Origin of the sequence: Streptomyces sp. NRRL B-3229, from assembly GCF_000719505.1 — a bacterium.
Lineage (GTDB): Bacteria > Actinomycetota > Actinomycetes > Streptomycetales > Streptomycetaceae > Streptomyces > Streptomyces griseorubiginosus.
Map to the genome: position 1 here is coordinate 205631 of NZ_JOGP01000020.1, position 19740 is coordinate 225370.

The 19740-nt window shown below is 66.2% G+C and carries 16 protein-coding genes and 1 pseudogene; 9 read left to right on the forward strand and 8 right to left on the reverse strand.

Going from position 1 to position 19740, the window contains the following annotated elements; translation table 11 throughout:
* Positions 1-47 precede the first annotated feature (47 nt).
* Positions 48-2678, forward strand: coding sequence for a valine--tRNA ligase (locus IF54_RS0129495; protein ID WP_030324162.1), 2631 nt, complete (start codon positions 48-50; stop codon positions 2676-2678).
* A gap of 64 nt (positions 2679-2742) precedes the next feature.
* On the opposite strand, the gene IF54_RS40590 is transcribed toward IF54_RS0129495, so the two are convergent.
* The 4 genes from IF54_RS40590 to IF54_RS0129520 form a co-directional block, all read right to left on the reverse strand.
* Complete coding sequence (locus IF54_RS40590; protein WP_051735577.1) at positions 2743-3666, reverse strand: glycosyltransferase family 2 protein; 924 nt, start codon at positions 3664-3666, stop codon at positions 2743-2745.
* A gap of 20 nt (positions 3667-3686) precedes the next feature.
* Positions 3687-4361 carry a class I SAM-dependent methyltransferase gene (locus IF54_RS0129505; protein ID WP_078852150.1) on the reverse strand — a complete coding sequence of 225 codons (675 nt, stop codon included), beginning with the start codon at positions 4359-4361 and terminating at the stop codon, positions 3687-3689.
* 43 nt (positions 4362-4404) lie between these two features.
* Positions 4405-5757: a hypothetical protein gene (locus tag IF54_RS0129510; protein WP_030324172.1), complete on the reverse strand. Its 1353-nt coding sequence runs from the start codon at positions 5755-5757 to the stop codon at positions 4405-4407.
* A gap of 312 nt (positions 5758-6069) precedes the next feature.
* Positions 6070-6342 (reverse strand): hypothetical protein, encoded by a 273-nt coding sequence (locus IF54_RS0129520; protein WP_051735578.1) that lies wholly within the window; start codon positions 6340-6342, stop codon positions 6070-6072.
* A 136-nt stretch (positions 6343-6478) separates the two neighbouring features.
* On the opposite strand from IF54_RS0129520, the gene IF54_RS0129525 reads away from it, so the two are divergent.
* Together IF54_RS0129525 and IF54_RS0129530 are read left to right on the forward strand one after the other, a co-directional pair.
* Positions 6479-7519, forward strand: a complete 1041-nt coding sequence (locus tag IF54_RS0129525; RefSeq protein WP_030324177.1) for an AAA family ATPase — start codon at positions 6479-6481, stop codon at positions 7517-7519.
* Positions 7516-8076, forward strand: coding sequence for a hypothetical protein (locus IF54_RS0129530; protein WP_030324179.1), 561 nt, complete (start codon positions 7516-7518; stop codon positions 8074-8076). The genes IF54_RS0129525 and IF54_RS0129530 overlap by 4 nt, the downstream gene beginning before the upstream one ends.
* A 38-nt stretch (positions 8077-8114) precedes the next feature.
* On the opposite strand, the gene IF54_RS0129535 is transcribed toward IF54_RS0129530, so the two are convergent.
* Together IF54_RS0129535 and IF54_RS0129540 are read right to left on the reverse strand one after the other, a co-directional pair.
* Entirely contained in the window at positions 8115-8972 is an 858-nt protein-coding gene (locus tag IF54_RS0129535) for an NAD(P)-dependent oxidoreductase (RefSeq protein WP_030324181.1), read from the reverse strand.
* On the reverse strand, positions 8969-9643 hold the full coding sequence (locus IF54_RS0129540; RefSeq protein WP_030324182.1) for an HAD family hydrolase: 675 nt from the start codon (positions 9641-9643) through the stop codon (positions 8969-8971). The genes IF54_RS0129535 and IF54_RS0129540 overlap by 4 nt, the downstream gene beginning before the upstream one ends.
* Between IF54_RS0129540 and IF54_RS42375 the strand changes: the two genes are divergently transcribed.
* The 4 genes from IF54_RS42375 to IF54_RS0129555 all read left to right on the forward strand — a co-directional run bounded on the left by IF54_RS42375 (position 9606) and on the right by IF54_RS0129555 (position 11718).
* Positions 9606-9893: a DUF397 domain-containing protein gene (locus tag IF54_RS42375; protein ID WP_234439089.1), complete on the forward strand. Its 288-nt coding sequence runs from the start codon at positions 9606-9608 to the stop codon at positions 9891-9893. The genes IF54_RS0129540 and IF54_RS42375 overlap by 38 nt on opposite strands.
* A 164-nt stretch (positions 9894-10057) precedes the next feature.
* On the forward strand, positions 10058-10954 hold the full coding sequence (locus IF54_RS0129545) for a phosphorothioated DNA-binding restriction endonuclease (protein WP_030324183.1): 897 nt from the start codon (positions 10058-10060) through the stop codon (positions 10952-10954).
* Positions 10955-11017: 63 nt separating this feature from the next.
* Positions 11018-11296, forward strand: coding sequence for a CopG family transcriptional regulator (locus IF54_RS0129550; RefSeq protein ID WP_030324184.1), 279 nt, complete (start codon positions 11018-11020; stop codon positions 11294-11296).
* On the forward strand, positions 11293-11718 hold the full coding sequence (locus tag IF54_RS0129555; protein WP_030324186.1) for a PIN domain-containing protein: 426 nt from the start codon (positions 11293-11295) through the stop codon (positions 11716-11718). Before IF54_RS0129550 ends, IF54_RS0129555 begins: the two co-directional genes overlap by 4 nt.
* Positions 11719-11797: 79 nt before the next feature.
* Here the strand turns inward: IF54_RS0129555 and IF54_RS0129560 are convergent.
* Both IF54_RS0129560 and IF54_RS0129565 read right to left on the reverse strand, forming a co-directional pair.
* Positions 11798-12034, reverse strand: a pseudogene (locus IF54_RS0129560) (transposase); the annotation flags it as partial.
* A gap of 58 nt (positions 12035-12092) precedes the next feature.
* Positions 12093-13433: a helix-turn-helix domain-containing protein gene (locus IF54_RS0129565; RefSeq protein WP_078852152.1), complete on the reverse strand. Its 1341-nt coding sequence runs from the start codon at positions 13431-13433 to the stop codon at positions 12093-12095.
* Between the two features lie 170 nt (positions 13434-13603).
* Here IF54_RS0129565 and IF54_RS0129570 point away from each other — a divergent pair, with 170 nt between their 5' ends.
* Together IF54_RS0129570 and IF54_RS0129575 are read left to right on the forward strand one after the other, a co-directional pair.
* The gene (locus IF54_RS0129570; protein ID WP_078852153.1) at positions 13604-17056 is read left to right on the forward strand and encodes a helicase-related protein; all 3453 of its coding nucleotides are present in this window, start codon (positions 13604-13606) and stop codon (positions 17054-17056) included.
* Entirely contained in the window at positions 17053-19737 is a 2685-nt protein-coding gene (locus tag IF54_RS0129575) for a DUF1156 domain-containing protein (RefSeq protein ID WP_030324197.1), read from the forward strand. Before IF54_RS0129570 ends, IF54_RS0129575 begins: the two co-directional genes overlap by 4 nt.
* Positions 19738-19740: the final 3 nt, after the last annotated feature.

Genomic DNA, 19740 nt, shown 5'->3' on the forward strand with positions numbered 1-19740 from the left:
GAAAAGCCAGGCAAGCGTAGGGACGCCGGGCCCATAGAATGGCCGTCGTGACCGACAACACTCAGCGCCCCAACAGCGGGCCGAACAGCGCCCCCGAACTGCCGACCCAGTACACGCCGGCCGAGGTAGAGGGGACGCTGTACGAGCGCTGGGTAGAGCGCGGTTACTTCGAGGCTGACGCGAAGAGCGACAAGCCCGCCTACACGATCGTCATCCCGCCGCCGAACGTCACCGGTTCCCTCCACCTCGGCCACGCCTTCGAGCACACGCTGATCGACGCCCTCACCCGCCGCAAGCGCATGCAGGGCTACGAGACGCTGTGGCAGCCCGGCATGGACCACGCCGGAATCGCGACGCAGAACGTCGTCGAGCGGGAGCTCGCCAAGGAAGGCAAGTCCCGCCACGACCTGGGACGTGAGGCGTTCGTCGAGCGGGTCTGGCAGTGGAAGGCGGAGTCCGGCGGGCAGATCGCCGGGCAGATGCGGCGCCTGGGTAACGGCGTCGCGTGGAGCCGTGACCGCTTCACCATGGACGAGGGCCTGTCCCGTGCCGTCCAGACCGTCTTCAAGAGGATGTTCGACGACGGCCTGATCTACCGCGCCGAGCGCATCATCAACTGGTGCCCGCGTTGCCTGACGGCGATCTCGGACATCGAGGTCGACTACCAGGACGACGACGGCGAGCTTGTCTCCATCAAGTACGGCGAGGGGGACGACACGGTCGTCGTCGCCACCACGCGTGCGGAGACCATGCTCGGTGACACCGCCGTCGCCGTTCACCCCGACGACGAGCGCTACAAGCACCTCGGCGGTAGGCGCATCGCGCTGCCGCTGACGGGCCGCACCATCCCCGTCGTCGCCGACACGCACGTCGACCCGGAGTTCGGTACCGGTGCCGTCAAGGTCACGCCCGCCCATGACCCCAACGACTTCGCCATCGGCCAGAGGCACGGCCTGGAGTCGTTGACCGTCATGGACGAGCGCGGCGTCATCACCGTCCACGGCCCCTTCGAGGGACTTGACCGCTTCGAGGCACGTTCCGCGATCGTCGCCGCGCTGCGCGCCGACGGCCGGATCGTCGCCGAGAAGCGGCCGTACGTCCACTCGGTGGGCCACTGCTCGCGCTGCAAGACAACGCTTGAGCCGCGACTGTCTCTGCAGTGGTGGGTGAAGGTCGAGACGCTCGCCAAGGCCGCCGGTGACGCGGTCCGCGACGGCCGGGTGGACATCCACCCCGCCGACCTGTCGCAGCGGTACTTCGACTGGGTCGACAACCTCAACGACTGGTGCATCTCACGGCAGTTGTGGTGGGGCCACCGGATCCCGGTCTGGCACGGCCCGAACGGCGAGACGGTGTGTGTCGGCCCCGACGAGCAGCCGCCGAGCGGCGAGGGCTGGGAGCAGGACACCGACGTCCTCGACACCTGGTTCTCGTCCGGTCTGTGGCCCTTCTCCACGCTGGGCTGGCCCGAGAAGACCGCGGACCTGGCCAAGTTCTATCCGAACTCGGCCATGGTCACCGGCTACGACCTGATGTTCTTCTGGGTCGCCCGGATGATGATGTTCGGCCTGTACGCGATGGACGGCGAGATTCCCTTCCACACCATCGCCTTCCACGGCATGGTCCGTGACGAGCACGGCAAGAAGATGTCGAAGTCGTTCGGCAACACGGTCAATCCGCTGGACTGGATGGACAAGTACGGCTCCGACGCCCTGCGGTTCACGCTCGCGCGGGGCGCCAACCCCGGTACCGACGTGCCGATCGGCGAGGACTGGGTCCAGGCGTCCCGGAACTTCGCCAACAAGATCTGGAACGCGACCCGGTTCGCGCTGATGAACGGCGCCACGGTCGAGGGCGAGCTGCCTCCGGCCGAGCAGCTCTCGGCGACGGACCGCTGGATCCTGTCCCGGCTGAACACCGTCGTGGCCGAGGCGGACGCGTACTACGACGACTACCAGTTCGCGAAGCTCGCTGATGCCCTGTACCACTTCGCGTGGGACGAGGTCTTCGACTGGTACGTCGAGCTGTCCAAGACGACGTTCATGGCCGGCGGCGACGCGGCCAAGGTCTCGGCACGCGTCCTGGGCGAGGTCCTGGACGTGACGCTGCGCTTGCTGCACCCGATCGTCCCGTTCGTGACGGAGACGCTGTGGACCACGCTCACCGGCCGTGAGTCCGTCGTGATCGCCGACTGGCCGACGGACAGCGGGTTCCGCGATGCCGCGGCCGAGGCGGAGATCGAGAGCCTCCAGCAGGTGATCACCGAGGTTCGGCGCTTCCGCTCCGACCAGGGGCTGCAGCCCGGTCAGAAGGTTCCAGCGCGTCTGGACCTGTCGGGTACGCAGCTCGCCGCCCACGAGGCCGCCATCCGTCAGCTGCTCCGGCTCCAGCCGGAGGGTGACGGCTTCAGTGCCACGGCGACCCTCCCGGTCGCCGGCGCCACAGTCGCGCTCGACCTTTCCGGCACGATCGACGTCGCGGCCGAGCGTAAGCGGCTGGCCAAGGATCTTGCCGCGGCCGAGAAGGAGAAGGCCCAGGCAGAGGCCAAGCTCGGCAACGAGGCGTTCTTGGCGAAGGCGCCGGACAACGTGGTCGAGAAGATCCGTACCCGTCTCGCGAAGGCCGAAGGCGACATCGTCCGGCTGCAGAACCAGATCAGCAACCTGCCGCCGGCGTAGTAGCCAGAGCAGTGAAGGAAGCCCCGGACGATCGTCCGGGGCTTCCTTCATACGTTGGGCACTGCTACGGAATTCCCAAGCCCTCGAAGGGGCTCGACAGCGAGAACTGCCGCTGGCAGGCGACCTTCAGGGCCTGTTCGAGGTCGAACTCGGCCATCCGGATCAGGTCGACGAGCCGGGAAGGCTTCGACGCGAGGACGAGGCGCGTGATGTCCTCAGCCGTGTCATCGCGGTTGAAGTGGTGCCGGAACAGGTCGAGGTTCTTCTCCACCACCAGCAGGGTCATGTCGAACTCGGAGATCTCGGCGTTGGAGACCCGTCGTGTGCGCGAGTGGACCCGGTATTCGTGCAGCGGGCCGGCGATGCACACGATGTGGTTGGCCTCTCCTCTGCGGAACCGCCCGGCCAGGAGGTTCACGGCGAACGCCCAGTCCCCCCACTTCCGTACGTCCGGGTCGTAGAGACCGCCGTGAACGGCGTCATCGCGGCGGTAGACGATCGACGTGGGCACGTGGTGCTTGCGCAGGACCAGTTCTTCGCGGCACGGGTAGGAGGAGATGGTGAGCCCGTCGAAGTCGCCGATCATCCGCGACATGGTGTGGACGAAGGCGACGTGCTGGTGCGTCTTGAGGAGCTTGACGGCTCGGTCCGGGTAGCTGCCGGCCTTCAGCAGCTCGGGTTCAGTGGCGAGCCGGTCGTCGGCGTCGAGCTGCATCACGTACGCGAAGGACGCGGCGTTGATGCCGGCGTTCCTGGCGGCATGGTGCCCGCTGTGCTCCTGGCGGACGATACGGACCCCGGCGCGCTCAGCGCACTGCGCGACGGCACGAAGCGTGGGCTGGTCGTCGGAGCCGTCATCAACGATCACGACTTCGTACGGGAACGTGTGGGGCTGCTGGATCAAAGACTCGACGGCCTCCAGGAGGTAGCCCCCGGAGTTGAAGCAGGGGATGACGAAGCTGATCCCCTCGGGCATGCACGACTTCACGGCATTCTCCCTGTCCACGATCAGGCTGTCCGGTTGGCGGCGATGACGGTGGCCCGGGTCGCCTCGAAGCAGTTGCGTCCGGTCCGGCTGTCCTGTTCGGCGTGCTCGGACCACAGCACCGTGAGATCCCAGCCGTCGTAGATCCGCTCGATGACCTGTCGGAAGGCGTCCGGTGAGTAGTCGGCCTCCCCTTCGATACGCAGCAGTCGGCCGTCCGCGGACCTGCGGGTGATCCCCGTGAAGACTTCGAGGTAGTGGTAGTTCGCCCCGCGCGCGTGAGCGATCGCGCTGGCGAGGAGGGACTCGACGTCGCGTCTCGCGAGGTAATGCAGGACGTCCTTGGCGACGACGACTCCGAAGTCCTCATCGAAGGCGAAGTGTTCGGCGAGGCATTCCCGTGCTTCGATCCGGTGGGCCCAATCACTTCCGTAGTCGATCCGCTGAAGAAGCGGGTTGCTGGGGATCTGATCGACGGCTACGACTCGGAATCCTGCGCGCGCTAAGGCGATGGTGTAGGTGCCAGCCCCGTACCCCAGATCCAGCGCGGTACGTGGGGTCCCGTCTCCGATGGATTCCAGGAGCGTGTTGAACCGCTCCGAGGTGGCGGCCTGGAGGTTCTCCGCGGTGTTCCGGCCGCGCAGGATCGCGTCCGCGTAGAAGGCATGCACGGATGCCCTCGAAACTGGCTGATTCATGGGTAACTCCTCTGTGACCTGGTTGGTTTGGAGCAGCCGGTGCCTAGAAGGGCACCGCGACCAGGCGCCCCGGGGTGAGCACCGACGAGGCGAGGGCCTCGGTGACCTGCATGGGCCGCAGATGGCTCGCGAGGGAACTGCGCTGCTCGGAGCCGCGCAGCCAGTGCTCCATCAGCTGGCGGTTGCTGTCACTGTGGAACAGCCCGTCGAACGACTCTTCCGACACGTACTGCTCCTCGGGGAGAAGCGCGGCGTTGGCGCGTGTGGTGACGCGGGCGAAGGCGTCGATCCCGTCCGCGCTGACGCCGCGCGGGATGTCGTAGCAGTGGACGTGAGTGGAGAACAGCGTCGACAGCTGGGCCTCCAGATCGACGCTCGACGTGCGGCCGTTGACGTTGTAGAGGCCGTCCGGGAGTTCGCCCCAGCTCCGGATGGAGGGGGTGGTCTGCTCGAAGGACAAGGTCCCGAGCGAGATGGTCCTCCCCGTCGCCGCATCCACGAGGCGGAACGCGGAGGTCACATCGGTCTCGCCGAAACGGAAGCCCTCATCCGAGTCCGAAGACCACCGCGCACCGCCGTCCTGGAACCCGCTGGCGATCGGCTGCGAGATGCGCTGGTATTGGTCGATCGGAAAGGCGCCGAAGGAGCTGACTTCCAGCTTGAGTTGGCGTTCGGGGAACACTTCCGCGTTGAGCGACAGGATCTGGGTCGCGAGATCCACGTAGTGGTACGCGCCGTGCATCATCATCCCGTAGCCGTACTTGTACGGGTGATCATCGCGGCTCTCGAACTCCCGCTGGAGGTTCCACACACCGCCGGCGGCCCGGAGATGGAAGGAAGTCAGGGGCGCTTCCCACCGCTCCATCCGCTCCCTGAGCGACGCAACGACCTTCTCGTTGTAGATCTGGTGGTACCGGCTCAGCGTCATCACCGAGTGCTCCGCGGGGGAGTCGGCAGCAACACCGATGAGCTCCTCCATGGTCTTCGTGATGTACGACGGCTTGAACCGGCCGTCGACAACCGGAGCCAGTACGGGCTTCTCGACCAGCGAACTGATGTGGTTCTCCACGCAGAACCGGAGGTATGCCTCGTGAGCCCGTACCTCCGTGGCGATGTACACCTTCGTCGGCACGCCGGGTACTCGCAGGCGTTGGACGGCGGCCGCAATGAGCTCTTGCGGTGTCTCCCGTACACGGTCGCCGGAATCCGGCAGGTAAACGACTCCGCGCGGCTTCACACTCGCCGCCTGTATGCGCCTGTCGATTTCCGTCCGCTGCGACTCCAAGTCGATGATGGAATAGGAGTCGATGTGGCCGGACTTGATGGCATCGCGAATGCACGGCAGGTACTTGTTGGCGACGATCTCATCGAAACCGACCACGATGAGATGATGCATGGGTATCACGGAAACACCTTCCTGCTGGTCGAATTAGATGGATGCTGTGGCCGCTTTTGGGCGCACACCAGTAGGGGCTGAATTGCGTGATGCGTAACTGGCCCGAGCTCAACGGCTGGGAATTCTCTGCCTGCCGCCCCGGCTCCTCCGGAGCTGTTCCTCAGGGGATGACGACTTGGGGTTCCTGTGGCTACACCGACTCGCGAGGCTGCGACGACTTCATGTCCGGATCGACGAGGTAGGGCGGCTTGGCCGCCACGATTCCGATGATCCCGTCCTGTGCCACTGCCCTCATGGACACAGGCAGCGTGCTCACAGCCTCAGCCCCGACAGGAACTTCGCGAGGGACGCCGTGACGTCCTGCACGAACGGTCCGACGCTGTGGGTGCCGGCGAGGTAGAGGCCGAAGACCGTACACACCACGGCGTGACCCGCTTTGAGCCCACCGCCACGGCATGAGAAGACGATCACGATGCCGAGGATTAGCAGGACAGCAACTTCGACAGCCATCGCGGAGCCCTCTTCGATCTCGTACGGATACTGGAGACCGAGGCGGGTATTCGACGACCGCGTCGGTGTGACCATGACAGCGGTCCGGACGCGCTCGGAGTATCACGAGCCGTTGCCGGAGCTGCTCATCATCGGCTCATGGTTTGTTGGTCTGACTTTTCAACGTCCGCTTACACACGCGCTCATGAGAGGCTGACCTAGGCTCCGGATCATGACCAGAGATGGGCAGGCGGTAGGCGCGGTGGGGAAGAGTCGGCCGGGCTGGCGCCCGGACAGATTGAGGCAGCAACGCGAAGCCCACGGCCTGACGTTGGAGGGCGCGGGCGAGCAGCTGCGTGAGGTGGCGCGGGCCGCCGGTCTCGCGGTGCCAGCCGCCAACTTCCAGACGCTGTGGCAGCACGAGCAGGGTGAGATCTATCCCGGGCCGCACTACCGTCGCGCGTACTGCCTGTTGTATCGCGCGACCGAGCCCGAACTCGGCTTCCGCAATGCGCTGCCCGACGAGGTCAGAAAGCTAAAGTTCACCGCGCCGAACGAGCCGCACAACGGGGCCCACGTGCTGGCCGTGGAGCGCGCGTTGCTCCAGCTCTCGCCGGGTACGGAGGAAGCCGACGGGCGGGGCGTACAACAGCGAATCCTCGACGCCTGGAAACGCCGTCACACCGGCGGCGACCCGAACAAGCCGACACTGCTGATGGTCGGCGGCTACGCAGGCAGCGGGAAATCAGAGTTCGCCCGCTTCATATCCCAGCTCACTGGGTGGCCTGTCCTCGACAAGGATCCGATCACGCGTCCACTCGTCGAGCGCCTTCTCATAGAGATGGGCAGTGACCCCAACGACCGGCACACCGACCTCTACCGGGAGAAGGTTCGCCCGCTGGAGTATCAGTGCCTGCTGGAGACCGCGTACGCGAACGTCGACTGCGCAATCAGCACGGTCCTGAGTGCGCCGTTCATCACCGAGAGCACCGACCCTCGGTGGATGGGCCGCCTGATCAATCGCTGCGAGGCGCGCGGCGTCACCGTGGCCGTCGTCTGGATTCAGTGCGACCTGGACACGATGCACGAGTACATCACCTTCCGGTCCGCCGCCCGGGACAGCTGGAAACTCCAGAACTGGGACGCGTACGCCGCCGGAGTCGACCCCGAACTGCGACCCGTCGTACCGCACTTGGTCGTCGACAACCGGCTCGGCGCCGCGATATCGCTCACGGACCAGGTGCGCCAGGTCTTCGGCACGGTGTTCCAGTGAGGCAGGGCATCCTGCTGTACGGGCCGCCGGCGGCAGGCAAGGACACGATCACGGAGGCACTCGCCGAACTCGACGAGCGGTACGTGCCGTTCACTCGTCTGAAGATCGGGACCGGGAAGACCCAGGGCTACCGAATGGGTACACCGGAGCAGCTGGCCGACCTGGAAGCACGCGGCGACGTCATCTACCGCAACGACCGGTACGGCAACGTCTACGTCGTCGACCGCCCCGGTCTCGACAAGGCCATGGAGGGCGGCAGGACTCCCGTCGTTCACCTCGGCCAGATGGCGGGGATGGAGCAGGTGACCGCCCTTTTCCCGGCGCATTGGGTGCGCGTTCTGTTGTGGTGCTCCAAGGGGACCACCGCCCGACGCTCACCGCAGCGGGGGGACTCGGACACGGCGGCGCGGCTGGCCGCTTGGGATGCCACTCGGGCCGACCTTGCGGATCACCCGCGGGCTCAGTGGGAACTGCGCGTGGACACGGATGCGATGGCACCAGGTGAAGCCGCAGAGGGGATCGACGCCATAGTCCGCACCACGTCACCTCGCCCCTGACGGCCAAGACGTCAGCGACCCAGCCGGATGCCACCCGCTCAACTCGGGTTGTCCAGGTCCCTCTCGACGCGCAGGGCTTCCAAAGCCTCGGCGATATCCAACCGCTCGTCTCTGTTGCCGTCCCACCGGGCGAGGGTCACGGCAGCGGCACGTATGAGTTCGTCGGGCAACCCAACATCAGCGAGCAGTGCCGCCGCATCCTCAAGCTCCGGACCCCAACGCCACGCTCGGGCAGCGGTCTTGGAGATGTAGTCGGTCTCCACAAGGTAGCTGCGGGTGCGCTTGGCCGCGATCTCCAGTAGCTCGTCCGCGACACCGTACGAGTCCGCCGCCCCGTACGCGACGGCGGCCAGCACACGGGAGACCTTCTGGTAGCTGGAGTATGCGAGCTTGAGTGCGGAGGCTTTCCCAATGCTGTCGCCCAGGACGTGAGGCCGCACATCGGAGCCGGCGAAGAGTTCGGCGATCCGGTCGGCTTGCTTGCCTGGGCCGGACAGATAGAGCGTCGGGTACTTGCCGCCCACCGGAGGCGATCCGACCACGGCGGCGTCGACGAATGCCAACGGGGCCAGGCGGTCGGCGATGCGCTGCACGCGCGATGGCGAGACGGCGTTCGCTTCAACGTAGATCGTGCCCGCGCCGGCCATACACAGCTCGGCAACCTGGGCGGCGGTCTCCTCCGCTGCGGCGGGAGGGCACAGGGAGAGCAGCACGTCGGAGCGGGAAACGAGCTCAGGCAGTGCCTCGGCTTCGAGGCCCGCGTGCTCGGCCCGGCGGCGAGTTGTGTCGCTGCGTCCGTCGGGGCACCACAGCACGATGTGGCCGCGGGCGCGCAGCTGGGTGCCGAAGGCGGAGCCCATGCTGCCGGGGTGCAGCAGCCCGATGGTGTACGTCATGTCGTGGTCCTCGTGTGGCCGGCGGAGTGCAGAAGCAGCAGGTCGATGGCGGCGCGCGCATGCGGCACCGTGTGATCCGGCCCGGGATCGTTCGGCGGCCAGGAGCGGTCGTGGCCGATCCAGATAGTGCTCAGCCCCGCGGTGCGTCCGCCGCCGATGTCGTTGACGGGGTTGTCGCCGACCATCCAGCCACCGTCGCCCAGCTCGGTGCCGCAGCGGGCCGCAGCCAGGGCGAAGTGCCGGGTCTGCGGCTTGCGCGCATCGGCCTCCCCGGAGACGAAGACACCGTCCACACGCTCGGCGATACCGGCAGCCCGCAGCTTGGCGCGCTGGATGTCCACCGCGCCGTTGGTCGCCACCCCCACTCGCCAGCCGGCCGCACGCAGCTCGTCCAAGCCGTCGAGGACCTCGGTCGGGCACGAGACCAAGGCCGCGATGTCGGTGCAGTACGCGCGCCACAGCTCCGCAGTCGACGTGGGCAGCCGGTACCGAATGCGAATCGCGTCAAACGTGCGCGGATAGGCCCGCTCTGCCACCATGCTCAGGACGTACGTCTGCTCCTCGTCCGCCAGACGGTGCCGGGCGGTGAACTCGGCGGCCCAGTCCGCGAGCGTTCCCCGCCGGTCCACGAGGGTGTTGTCGAGGTCGAAGAGAACGAAGAGGCGCTGCACATCCCGCACCTTAATCTGCGACGGTCAGCGCTGGGATCCACCATTGCTTTCAGCCAGCCCATGGACCGGTGGCCTTTGGCCTCAGCCCGGGGGCCAGGGTGTCCGGAGGATCTCGCTCGCCCCCGCCCCGCCGCACACAGCCCCGATTCGCGACTCGAAGCTTCCCCGAGGGCCGGTGATCGACTTCGCGGATCATTCATGGGCGTTCTTCGTCCCAGCTGTGCAGCAAGGTGAACTGTGTGGATCATGACCACTGGCAGGCTGAGGAGACCCAGCCGTTCGCAACACTCGGGCTCACGACCGGGCGCAGCGACAGTACGGGCTGACCCCACCCGCCGCCGGCCGCGACCAACTGGGCAAATACGTAAAAGGCCAAAGGGTGCTGTTGACCGTGGACTATTACCATCTCTGGTAATGGACTGGCTGGAGCGCACCGCGAAACTGAGGCAGTGGACCAGAAGCGGGACCCGCGCCCCACACAAGCCGTTGCTGTTGCTGTACGCCCTTGGTCGGTTCCAGCAGGATGCCGCTGGCGAACTGCGGTACAGCGCGGTGGAGGACGATCTGCAGCGGCTGCTGACCGAGTACGGTCCGCCGAACAGGACGACTCCGGCCTACCCGTTCCACCACCTGGTGAGCGACGGCGTGTGGGAGGTGCGCACCGATCGCGGACCGGGCAGCCCCGGCAGCGGGGTGCGGGAGTTACGGGCCGCGGGGGCCGCGGGGCGGCTGGCGCCGGAACTGCGGGCAGCTCTGCGGCGCGAGCCGTCGCTGCTCGGCCGGATGGCACGAGTCCTGCTCGACCTGCACTTCCCGCCTTCGCTCCACGGCGACCTGTGCGAAGCCGTCGGCCTGAAGCTGAAGCCGGCGGAGGCTGGACAGTTCTCGGCCGCCGTGCGGAGGCGGCGGGATCCGCGGATGCGGGAACAGGTCCTGACGGCCTACGAGTATCAGTGCGCGTTCTGCGGCTACGACGGCAGGATCGGCGCGGTGCCGGTCGGGCTGGAGGCCGCGCACGTGCGCTGGTGGGCGTTCGACGGACCGGACGACGTCGACAACGGACTGTGCCTGTGCTCGCTGCACCACAAGCTCTTCGACATGGGTGTCCTCGGTGTCGGCGAGGGCCACCGCATCCTGGTCTCGCAGCGCTTCGTCGGCCACAGCCACGCCGCTCGCGAGCACGTCATAGCACTGGCGGGCCGCCCGCTCACGGGACCTCAACCGGGCGCCCACCCCGTCGCGACGATCCACCGTTCTTGGCACACCAGCCAGGTCTTCCACGGCAGTCCACGCCCCGCCCCAGCCGCCTGATCTCTGAGCGTCGATCACCGCCCCACTGGTAAGAAGTACGACACCGAGAGTATGGTCTCTTGTATGGCGACGAAGAAGGTAACCGTGACGATCCCCGAGGATCTCCTGGACGAGATCCGCGCGGACGCAGCAGAGCGGGGCCTGTCGGCATACGTCGCCGAGGCACTGCGCTTCAAGCGCGACCGGGACCGACTCCGGGAACTGGCCGACTGGCTGCAGGAAGAACACGGACCCGTTACTGACGACGAGAATGCGGTTGCGCTCGACGAGCTGGAGGAACTCGACGCCGAACACGAGCGGCGCCGCGCCTCCGGAAAGCACAACGCCGGAGAGGCTGCGTGAAGAAGCGCGCCGGTGAGCACCGACCACGGCCGCTCCGTGTCTTTGTATTGGACTGTGAAGCCCTGTCCCTCGCGGTACGCGGCGATCGGAAGATGATCGCCTGGCTCGACCTCGCGGCACGCGGGGAGGCCGAAGTGGTGACGTCGCCGATGACCCTGGTCGAGGCGTACGACGGCAGAACCACCGAACAACGCTGGGACTGGGTACTGTCCCGACTCCAGGTCGCCGACATCGGCAAGGACGAGGCCCGCCAGGCACGCCGACTCCTGGCGGACGCCAAGTTGCACGGCCACAAGTACGCGATCGACGCCGTGCTCGCCGTCATTGCGCGACAGCAAAAGGGACAGGTCACCGTCTTCACCTCGGACGTCGACGACCTGGAGAAGCTGGTCCCGAACACCATCGTCGTCAAGAAGGTGTGACTCGACCCGCGCCCCTCCAGCACCCGCTCCGTCGCAAGCCGGAACGGCCCTGTCCCACCTCGCCCCCCAGACGAACCGGTCATGTCCCCTGCGGTGGTGTAGCCGGGCCGAGTTGGTCTGTGTTCTGCGGGTAGATCTTGTCCATGCTGCCTTTGGGGAGGTAGCGGCGGGGGAATGCGATCCATTCGTCGTGCATTTCGACGAGCACGGCGGTGGTGAGTCGTTCGAGGGCGTCAGGGTTGGGGAAGATCTGGACGACGTCGGTGCGGCGCTTGATCTCGCGGTTGAGTCGTTCCAGCGGGTTGGTGGACTGGATCGGGCGGTTCACCGACAAGGCCGACCATGCCCGCTGAAACGAACGATCCGGGATCGTTTCAGTTCGAGTCCGACGTGGACACGAGCCACGCTTCCATCTCAGCCCGCTCACGCTGTGCGAGGCGCTGCGACCGCACGGTGGCGTCTGGCCTCAGCAGAGTCGGTTCGTAGACACCGTAGTCGGCGAGCAGATCGGACGAAATGGCATGGGCCATCGTGCACAGCTGCATGCTTCCATTGCACAGGGCTTCCAGATACCCGATGCGATGGCACGGGCTTCCCGTATCACTCGACACCGGCACCCCCGGCACGAAGCGGGCGGTTCCATTGAGCGGCGTGCGGTCCAGGAGCACCTGTGCAGGAGACGAAGTGCCAGCGAGCACATCGGCATCTCCATAGGCTCCGGCCCACTCCGCATAGGCGCACGCGAGATGAAGACCGTAGAGCACGCTGGCTTCCAGACGGGTGAGGTTCAGCACGGGGTCGGCTGCATCCTCTGCCGTGGGCGCAGGTTCCGAAGCCAGATCGACCTGCAGGTGAGCGCTGCCGTCGGAGTGCCAGACGGCGTGGACGCCAGGTCCGGAGATCCGCATGCGGCCCCGGCGGATCACCGGAGCGTGGCCCAGCAGGTCGCGGGACAAAGCGGCCGACGGTGCGCCCCCGGGACGCGCTAGTGCACCGAGGAACCCTCGCACATCCTGGAGGAAAGTGCGGTCGATGCGGCGCTCTGCTCGTCCCGTAGGAACCAGAGAAATGTCCAGTCTGATGCTGCCATCAGCGGGAGACGCCAACCACGCGCAGTCGTCCTCAAACTGCGCGGTGACCCGATGGGAGTGGTCTTCTGCCAGCTTGAAGCGGTCGCGATAGAGGGCCGCTATCTCTGATTCGTCCAGCCAGGCAGTGGTCCGGCCCAGCCGACGCGCGTACCCGTACCGCTGCTGCCCCTTACCTCCGGTGGGGCGAACGGCGTGCGGGGCGACCGGACTACGCGGAACCCCGATCAGGATGTAGCCGCACTCCGGAGTGGTGGGACTGTCAGCGATCATGCGTATGCGGAAGTCCGGGGGCAGGAAGGGGAAGACACGACTGCGTAGGCCCTGGACAAGCTGGTTGTGCAGTTTGTCGCTGATCGTGATGGGGTTCAGACGCTCCGCGTTGCCCTGGTCGTTCTCGGCGACGCCGACGACGATCAGGCCACCTCGCGCGTTGGCCATGGCTGACACGTCCTTGGCGAATTCGTCCAGTCCATCGGCGTCCTTGGTGTACGCGTTGTCCTGTTTGAAGTCCAAGTCCACGTCTTCGGCTGCACGCTGGTCGCAAAGCTCGACCAGATGGCTTCGATCCAGGCCGTCGAAGTCCGCGCCGAGCAACTGAGCAAGTCTGGGGATCCTCACCGTCACCTGCGCAGGTTACGCCCGAAAGGCGCAACAGGAACCTCAACTCTGCGATGTGCCGCCCGTTGCGACGTACCCTGCAGGGTGACGCCCTGTCGACGGTGTGTACGCTCTCCGAATCTACGAACGGTCGAGGCGCAGCTCAGGCGCAGCGGCTTGTCGGGGGAGGGACGTAGATGTCACTTTTCGATCCGCAGAGGCTGATCGCGGGCGCACGATTACGGCTGCCGGGACACACTGAGCCTGTCACCGTGATCCAGGTCCAACCAGGCGCCTACTGGGAGTTCCTCGTCAAAGGCGACGCCGGGGACTACCGGAGTGTCAGTCTGCCCGAGGATGAGCTGCCCGGCATCGAGGTGGTCGACGTCGGTGGCGAGCGGCGGTACGACTCGGACGCGCGAGTCTTCCGGCTCGGTGTGGAAGCGCGCAGGATACGCACACGCTTCCAGAACGACATGGGGGCTCTTTCTGTCTCCAGCATCGAGCCGCTGCCGCACCAACTCGAAGCGGTGTACGGCAGGTTCCTGGAGGAACCTCGGCTGCGTTTCCTGCTGGCTGATGACCCAGGGGCCGGCAAGACGATCATGACCGGGCTCTACATCAAGGAGCTCCAACTCCGCGGTGCGGCCGACCGAGTGCTGATCGTCGCCCCTGCCAACCTCGGCTTCCAGTGGCAGCGTGAACTCGACGAGCGCTTCCGGATCGCGGCCCGCCGCATCACCAGGGACACCCTGGACGCGGACCCCATGGCCAACCCCTGGGAGTCCGACGGCGTCTTCATCGTCTCCCGCGATCTGCTGAAGACGGAGACAGTCCTCGCGTCCTTCGCCGCCGCACAACGCCCTTGGGACTTGGCGGTCCTCGACGAGGCCCACGGCTACACCCTGAAGGTCAACAAGCGCGGGGCGATCGACAACCGCACCGGCCGGTACAAGGCCGCCGAGCGCGTGGCACGCCACGCTGAACGACTGCTGCTCCTCACGGCCACTCCGCACTCCGGCCGCGAGGAGTCCCTGTGGGGGCTGATGCGGCTGCTGGATCGCGACGCATACGGCGACCGGTGCCCCGACCGCGTAGAGATCATGCCGCACCACTACTCCAGGACCACCAAGGAACAGATGGTGGACCTGCGCGGCCGTCCCCTCTTCCGGCCACGCGTCGCGCACACGGTCGCATACACCCTCGATGGTGCCGAGCTCGACCTGTACAACCGGGTGTCCCAGTTCATCACCCAGGGTCTCGCCGAGATCCGTCGCGAGCGCACCGACGGCGGCCGTGCATCCGTGTCCGGTTTCGCCCTGACGACCATGCAGCGTCGGCTGGCTTCTTCCGTACGGGCCATCTGCCGGACCTTGCAGCGCCGCGTGGAGCGCCTGGAGCGGGAACTGGAGCAGCCGACAGCGACAGCCACGGACGTCGGCTCGACCCTGCTGGACAAGAACACCAACGGTGACCGTCCCGAGGACGAGCGCTGGGCGCTCGAGGAGCAGGCTCTCGATCAGCTCTCCCTCTTCAGAGACCCGGAGGAGATCGAGGCCGAACTTGGTCTTCTCCGCCCGCTGCTGGCGCAAGCTGAGGAGACGGCGCTTCTGGGCGGGGAGATCAAGCTGCAGGAGTTATGGAAGATCCTGGATCAGTACGGGGTCGGCGACGACGCCTCGAAGAAGCTCCTGGTTTTCACCGAGCACAAGGACACCCTGGACTTCCTGGTCCGCGAGCTGTCCCCGCACTTCGACGTGGCTGTCATCCACGGTGGCCTGCGTCCCGCGGAACGGGTACAGGCCGAGCGTGACTTCCGGGAACATGCGCAGATCATGATCGCCACCGAGGCGGCGGGCGAAGGAATCAACCTTCAGTTCTGCCACCTCATGGTCAACTACGACATCCCATGGAACCCCAACCGCCTTGAACAGCGCATGGGACGAGTACACCGCATCGGTCAGACCGAGAACGTTCACATTTTCAATCTTGTCGCGGCCAACACCAAGGAGGGGCACGTACTGGCCACGGTGCTCGGAAAGATCGAGACCATGCGCCAGAACGAAGCTCTGGGGGACCAGGTCTTCGACGTCATCGGCGAAATACTGTCCGGCTATCGTCTCCCCGAACTACTCGAAGCCGTCGTATCAGGTGAGCGGACATCTGAGGACGCAGCAGCCCAATTCGGCGCAGACGACGGGGAGTTCGACGAGCAGCTCATCGCGCGCATGCGTGAACTCTCGGAGAAGGCTCTGGTCACGGGCCACATCGACTGGCGGATACAGCGCCAGGAGACGACCCGGGCGGAGGAACGTCGGCTGCCGCCGGAACACCTCAAACGCTTCTTCCTCGACGCCGTCGACCATCTGCACGGCCAGGCGCGCGAGCGGCTGGACCACGCGAGTATCAGGGTCACCCGGACTCCGGACATCCTGATCGCACGGGACCGTGATCTGGGTACGCTCCGCCAGCTGCAACCCACCTACGAGCGAGTCACCTTCGACAAGAGTGTCGCCGTGCAACGGCTGGCGCAGGACGCGGAGTCAGGGGCGCCCAGAGCGGAACTCTGCGGTCCCGGGCACCCTTTGTTCGAGGCGATCCTGGACCTGGTCATCGAGCAGACAGCGAGCTCACTGCAGCGCGGCGCCGTCTTTCATGATCCCGGACTCAGCGCTCCCGCACTGCTGCACATCCTGGAAGGCGAAGTCACCGACGGACATCGCTCGACAGTCCACCGCAGCATGGCTTCCGTCATCGAGGCCGCCGGCGAGTTCCTCCCCACGAGCGGCGCACTGTACGACCTGCTGCCTGGGCGACCCGCACAGCCGACTGGAGAAGGGTTGGCGCCCGCCCGTCCGGAATCCCAGCTCATCACGTGGGCACGAGCCAATGTCTACGAGGCTCGACTGCGCGAGGTCCGAGAGCGCCGTGCACGCACGGCCGACATTCAAGAGGAGTTCCTGACCACCTCGTTCCGTACTCTGCTGGCTCGCTACGACGCCGAACTGCTCGATCTTGACGAAGAGTTGGAGGAAGGAAGAGCCGGCGCCGAGGGCCGTCATCGCAAGACGGAACTCATTCGGCGCACAGTGCTCGAACGCCGTGACAGGCGGATCGCGGACACGGCTCGCACACGGCAAGTGGACCGCGGTCCTGTCACCGTTCTCGCGCAGGCAGTGCTCCTTCCTCCGCCCGCATCGTCCAGTCCTGTCGATGTCTGGGCCGAGCACGCAGCGAACGGGCGCGGACTCAGCGATCCAGAGATCGAACGGATAGCCGTCCAAATCAGCATGGACCACGAATACGCACATGGCTCCGAAGACCTCAGGTCCGTCGAAGCCGACAACCTGGGCTTCGACCTTGTCTCCCAACGGGCTGAGACCACTCGCTACATCGAAGTGAAGGGACGCGCCGGGGTGGGGTCCGTCGAGCTCACCTGGTCCGAGTACATCGCTGCCGGCAAGTTCGGTCCTGCCTACTGGCTCTACGTGGTGCTCGACTGCGCTACCGATCACCCTCGGCTCTACCGCATCCAGGACCCGGCCGTCGCCCTTGCCGGGAAATTCCGGCCCACGCATGAGGTGCGCTACAGCGTCGCCCCCGGACCCGTCATCGAAGCAGCGCAGGCCGTAGGAGGAGACACACAGTGAGACGTGCGCTCATCGAGGAGAAGCTCCCGCTGGCCCCCGTCAATGCCGCTTCCGCGCGGGAGAAGCATCTGCGACACGGCCACATCTCCACCATGCACCTGTGGTGGGCTCGCAGACCCCTCGCTATGGCCCGAAGCGTGGTGCTCGCCAGCCTGGTCCCCGACCCAGGAACGAACAGCCCACCCGCCCGCGAAAGACTGCTCACCGACATTAGCCAGGCCGCCCCTTTCGAGGCTTCATCCCGGCCCGCCTATCTGGCCCCGCTGCGCACCGCTCTCGCCGCCGCTTGGCCCGAGCGTCGTCCCAAGGTCCTTGACTGCTTCGCAGGAGGGGGTGCGATCCCTCTGGAAGCCGCGCGCCTCGGGTGCGACACCACCGCTGTCGACATCAACCCCGTCGCCCATCTCATCCAGCGCTGCGTCCTGGAGTACCCCGCTCGCTTCGGCGGTGTCGGCGAGGATGGCGGGCGGCCTTTCATCGACGAGTTGGCCCAATGGGGTCAGCGTGTGCGTGAGACTGCGGACGCCCGGCTTGCCGAGGTCCTTCCACGCTGTGAGGACGGCACCAGGCCCGCGGTGTACTTCTGGGCCCGCACCATGCCGTGTGCGGATCCTCACTGTGGCCGGACGGTTCCGCTGATCTCTTCGCGCAAGCTCGCCGATTCCACCCGGCACCGGATACGTCTCGACTACGACATACGACGGGACCGGATCGAACTGCGCCTCGCAGAAGGCCCGCCTACCGACGGCAGCGACTGGAAACTCGGCACCAAGACGAGCCGTGGCTCCCAGGTGACCGTTACTTGCCCGGTCTGCGGAACCGCCCGTCCAGACCGGGAACTACGCGGCTACGCACGTGAGCACGGCTTTGGTCACTACCTCTATGCGGTCCTCGACATCGATCCCGACGGGATACGCACTTACCGAGAGCCCACGGCTGCCGACCATGCCGCGGTTGAGCGGGCCGAAATCATGGCGGAGAGCCTGGAGGACTATCCGGATGGGACCAGCGCCATCCCGGACGAGCTGGTGACGCGTTCCCAGTACCGGCGCTACCCGAATCTCACGTACGGCATCGACACCTGGGCGGGCATGTTCACCCCCCGCCAGCGGTTGGTCCTCGCCATACTGGCCCAGAGCGTACGGTCCGCCCACGCGGCAATGCTGGAGAGCGGCATGGAGCCGGAACGAGCCCAGGCACTGGCGACCTATCTGGGACTCGCAGTCGACCGGGTGGTCGACTACAACTCATCCTTCGTCACTTGGCGGCCCACCGTCGAAGCGCCGCGAAGCACCTTCCCTCAGCAAGCCATCCGCATGGCCTGGGATTTCACAGAGATCGACCCGTTCGGCGATGGCCCGAGCGGCTGGTCAAGCGCCCTCAGTTGGATCACTCAGTCCCTGCGCCACTGTGCTGTCGCCACCGAAGGCAATCCGTCCCGAGTCCAGCGCGCCAACGCTCAGCATCTCCCCTTTGCAGACGGTGAATTCGATGCGGTCATCATCGACCCGCCCTACTACGACGCCTTTCAGTATGGCGACCTCTCGGACTTCTTCTACGTCTGGCTCAAGAGGTCCATCGGACACCTGTACCCCGAGCTCTTCGCCACCGCACTGACTCCCAAGCGTGCCGAGGTAATCCAGAATCGGGCCCGGCGCGACTCCGCCGAGTACATATCCCGCGACGAATTCGAGGCACGCCTACAGCGCGCTCTGGACGAGGTTACCCGGGTCGTCGCAGACGACGGCATCGTTTCGTTGGTCTTCGCCCACACCGACAACGCCGCCTGGGAACACCTACTGCGTGCCCTGCGTCGGGCCGGCCTGAAGGTCACGACGTCTTGGCCGATGCAGTCAGAAAGGACAGGACGCACCACCGACAACGTCGGCTCAGTGCTGGCCTCCTCAGTGGTACTGGTCTGCCGCAAGGTGGGCGATGCCACCGACGGCTTCTACGACGACGTAGTCCGCGACTTGGATGCCCGCATCGCCGAACGCCTCGCTGTCTTCGATGACATGAAACTGTCCGGCGCCGACTACTTCGTCTCAGCCATCGGCCCTGCTTTCGAGGTCTTCGCCCGCTACTCCCGTGTCCTGCGCCTGTCGGGAGACGAGGTGGGGGTTGACGAGCTGATGGTGCTGGCTCGTCAAGCTGTGGCCCGACACGCCACCAGGTCGCTCACTGGAGGCGAATCCCTGGAGCGCCTGGACAGTCGTGCCCTCTTCTATCTCACCTGGCGCTGGGCATACGACGGTCTGGCGATTCCCGCAGACGAGGCATACATGCTGTGCCGCGCGTTCGATCTTCATCTGGACTCCCTGACCGTACGGGGAGGACTGATACGCAAGTCCGGCTCCGACTACAAGCTGCTCGGACCACATGAGCGCCGCACTATCACGCTCGGCCAGCGTCCCTCCTGGGTGGACGTGATGCACTCCGCCTGCCTGCTCTATGACGAAGGCCGCCGCCAGGAACTTGACGCGCTGCTCGGCGCAAGTGGTGCGGGAACCGAACCTGCTTTTTGGGCGCTGGTCACCGCAGTCACGCAGCTCCTGCCCGAAGGCTCTCGGGAACGCACGCTCCTGCTCGGTCTCGGCGGCAACCGCGACGACCTGGCGGAACGGGCTGCCAAGTACTCCCCGGACTTCGAGGAGCTCACTCTGTTCGGCACGCAGCCCTGATAC